The following is a 3,181-nucleotide window of genomic DNA, read 5'->3' as shown; positions in this document are numbered from 1 at the left end:
CAACGACTGCGTTCGGCCTCCTGGAGGGGCGTTGGCGGCTGCTCCAACTTTCTTCGTCCAGCGCATCACCACAGGTGCGCACAGGCTTTCGTAGGATGGTGTAGAGCGAAGCGAAACCCATGCGGTGGGGGGGCACGAACCCTTGGGCGCCCGGAAAGGGCTGTGCTTGAGCGCTTGCATTAAAACCACAACAGCTAACGCAGACAGAGCCAATTCATTCGCCCAACGGCGCATAGCGCCGCCCCTCCCGTGGGCGAATTCATTCGCGAAAATGCCCCGCGCCGTGCTCGGCATCCATGGCAAAATCCCCGCCCATGTCCCGCCCCCAATGCCCCCGCTGCCAACGACCCGCCAGCCATTGCCTGTGCCCGCTGATCCCCAGCCTGCCCAGCCGTACCCGCGTGCTCGTCCTGCAGCACCCGAGCGAGGTGGAGCATGCGCTGAACACCGCGCGGCTGGCGGCGCTGGGCCTGGAGAATGCCGAGCTGCGGGTGGGTGAGCATTTCCCTGAGCTGGCGGCCGAACTGGCCGATCCGCGCCATGACGCGCGGCTGCTGTTCCCGGGGGACGAGGCCGTGTCGCTGGCGGAGGTGGCCGGTAGCGCCGGCCGCCCGTTGCTGCTGGTGGTGCCCGACGGCACCTGGCGCAAGGCGCGCAAGCTGCTGCACAGCAACCCCGCCCTGGCGGCCTTGCCACGGGTGACGCTGCCGGCCGGGGGCCTCTCCCGCTACCGCCTGCGCAAGGCCCCGGCGCCCGGGGCATTGTCCACCGTCGAAGCCATCGCCCAGGCGCTGGACCTGCTGGAAGCACCGGCCAGCTTCGATGCCCTGCTCAAGCCCTTCGACGCGCTGATCGACGGCCAGATCGCCGCCATGGGCGAGGAGACCTTCCAGCGCAACCACGGCCAGCCTCAGGCCGGTTCCCCCTCGCGAGAGAAGCCGTAGGCGCGCTCCACCCGGGCGATGCGCACCTCGAAGGCGCTGTACCAATCCGCCCGGCCCCGGGCACGCGCCAGGCCGTGCTCGCCCTGGCGCTTCCAGGCGAGGATCGCCGCCTCGCTCTCCCAGTAGGACACCGTGATGCCCAGCCCATCCACGCCACGCGCCGACTCCACGCCTAGGAAGCCCGGCTGCTGGCGTGCCAGCTCGACCATGCGCTCGGCCGTATCGCCGTAGCCGTCATCCGTGGCGGTGCGTCGCGAGGTGAAGATCACCGCGTAGTAGGGCGCCGCCGGTGTCCGGGCGAACCCCTGCTCGCCGCCGCTCATTGCGCGCAGGCCTCGACGAAGGCCGCCACCAGCGGCGGCAGGCGCCCGGCCAGGGCCGCACGTTCCGGCTGGAACAGCGTGGCGACGAAGAAGGGGTGCCCCTCCAGCTCCACCGCGCGCACCTCGCCGGTAGCGTCCCGTGCGCCCACCCGCAATGGGCCGCCGAGCAACGCCGCCTCGAACTGCGGGTTGAGCCCGTAGCGGCAGCGGTAGCCCTCGAAGGCCAGCTGCGCGCCGTAGGCCCGGGCGATGCGCGATCCCGCCGCCAGGTGCACCGCGTCGATGGCCTCCACCAGCGGGCAGGCCAGTGGCGCGACCACCTGGCGGCCCGCGTCGGGTGCCGTCTCGCCGTGTTCGGCGTCGGTCCAGCCGAGCACGTTGCGCGCGTATTCCAGCAACGCGTGCTGGAAGCCGCCGCAGGTGCCGAGGAAGGGCACGCCGTGGCCCCGGGCATGTTCGATGGCGCGCAGTGCGCCCCCGGTGTCGCGGTAGGGGCTGCCCGGCACGCACCAGAAGCCGTCGAAGCGGGCGAGGGCGGCGGCGTCGACGCGGTCGGTGGCCAGCCAGGCGTGATCCAGGCCGATATCCAGCAGCGATGCGGCCAGCGACAGCGCTTCGGGAATCGCCTGGTGGGCGGTGATCGAAAGGTCCTGGTCGCCGATCAGGGCGAGGCGGATGCGGGAAGTGCGAGGGCGGGCCATGTCCGTTCCTTGTCTGCGGCGCGATATGCGCGGTGGCAGGCGGACTATATAGTTGCGCCTCGGCACTCAATATTGGCGAAAACACAATTGATCATTGCAGCTGCGCACTATCGCCTCGAGCACGGCGACCTCGCCCTGGTGCTCGCCCTGGTCCGTGGCGGCAGCCTGGCGCGCGCCGCCGAGCTGCTGCAGGTGGACGTCTCCACCGTGTTCCGCGCGGTGCGCAGGCTGGAGAAGGCCCTGGGCGAGGAACTGTTCGAGAAAAGCCGCGCCGGCTACCTGCCCGGCAGTACCGCGCTGCTCCTGGCGCAGCAGGCGGAGCAGGCCGAGCACGCCCTGGAGGCTGCACGGGTCGCGCTGGAGCAGGGGCGCGAGGTGCTCGCCGGCACGGTGCGCCTGACCTGCACCGACTCGGTGTTGCACGGGCTGCTGCTGCCGGCGCTGGCGCGCTTCATGCCCAGCTACCCGGCCCTGCACCTGGAACTGGCCACCTCCAACGACTTCGCCAACCTCAGCCGCCGCGACGCCGACATCGCCCTGCGCCTGACCACCGCGCCCCCGCAGCATCTGGTGGGGCGCTGCCTCGGTGCCGTGCCCTACGCCCTCTGCGCCAGCCCCGCCTACCTGCATGGGCGCGACCCGGCGGACCTGGCAGCCATGGCCTGGATCGCCCCGGACGAATTCCTGCCCAACCACCCCAGCGTGGTCTGGCGCCGCCAGCGCTACCCGGCGCTGGTGCCGGCCTATCGCTGCAACAGCATGCTCGCGGTCGCCCAGATGGCCCGGGCCGGCCTTGGCGTCGCGGCCTTGCCGCGTTTTCTCATCGAGGACGGGCTGCAACCGCTGGAGGCCGACCTGAGCCCGTGCGACACCGCCCTGTGGCTGCTGACCCGCCCGGACTGCCGCGCCCTGCGCTCGGTGGTGACGCTGTTCGACGAGCTGGGCCGCAGCATCCGGCTGGGACCTTGAAAGGGGTGTGCTCTCTTAGCTCCATAGGTAATTAACAAATGAAAATTGATTATTTATGGATATAAAAAGTGCGGTGATAGTCTCCTTCCCATCGAGTCACTCCAGCGCTCCCGAGGAGACATCCATGAGCCGCACCGCAGACGTCATCGACCTCAACAGCTACCGTGTACGCCGCCAGGCGCGCCGCATGGCCGAGCTGATGTGGAGCATGTACGCCCTGCGTTCCGGCTACGCGGCCCACCAG

4 protein-coding genes are annotated in these 3,181 nt (G+C 70.1%); 2 read left to right on the top strand and 2 right to left on the bottom strand.

Annotated features, from left to right (window positions below):
• Window positions 1-314 precede the first annotated feature (314 nt).
• Window positions 315-944 (top strand): tRNA-uridine aminocarboxypropyltransferase, encoded by a 630-nt coding sequence (locus tag DMX10_RS32070; RefSeq protein WP_111264873.1) that lies wholly within the window; start codon window positions 315-317, stop codon window positions 942-944.
• Here DMX10_RS32070 and DMX10_RS32065 read toward each other — a convergent pair.
• Window positions 911-1,267, bottom strand: coding sequence for an antibiotic biosynthesis monooxygenase (locus DMX10_RS32065; protein ID WP_111264872.1), 357 nt, complete (start codon window positions 1,265-1,267; stop codon window positions 911-913). The genes DMX10_RS32070 and DMX10_RS32065 overlap by 34 nt on opposite strands.
• A complete protein-coding gene (locus DMX10_RS32060; protein ID WP_111264871.1) occupies window positions 1,264-1,968 on the bottom strand; it encodes a CTP synthase in 705 nt (234 codons plus the stop codon). Before DMX10_RS32060 ends, DMX10_RS32065 begins: the two co-directional genes overlap by 4 nt.
• 87 nt (window positions 1,969-2,055) lie before the next feature.
• Between DMX10_RS32060 and DMX10_RS32055 the strand changes: the two genes are divergently transcribed.
• Window positions 2,056-2,937, top strand: coding sequence for a LysR family transcriptional regulator (locus DMX10_RS32055; RefSeq protein WP_236206367.1), 882 nt, complete (start codon window positions 2,056-2,058; stop codon window positions 2,935-2,937).
• Window positions 2,938-3,181: the final 244 nt, after the last annotated feature.

It is taken from the genome of Pseudomonas sp. 57B-090624 (genome assembly GCF_003234055.1).
GTDB classification, from domain to species: Bacteria; Pseudomonadota; Gammaproteobacteria; order Pseudomonadales; family Pseudomonadaceae; genus Metapseudomonas; species Metapseudomonas tohonis.
Note: the sequence above shows the minus strand (reverse complement) of the source record. Positions and strands in the feature narration are given on the sequence as shown.

Excerpts from the sequence above, each read along its gene's own strand:
- DMX10_RS32070 (WP_111264873.1), top strand. The coding sequence starts at position 315 with ATGTCCCGCCCCCAATGCCCCCGCTGCCAACGACCCGCCAGCCATTGC.
- DMX10_RS32065 (WP_111264872.1), bottom strand. The coding sequence starts at position 1,267 with ATGAGCGGCGGCGAGCAGGGGTTCGCCCGGACACCGGCGGCGCCCTAC.
- DMX10_RS32060 (WP_111264871.1), bottom strand. The coding sequence starts at position 1,968 with ATGGCCCGCCCTCGCACTTCCCGCATCCGCCTCGCCCTGATCGGCGAC.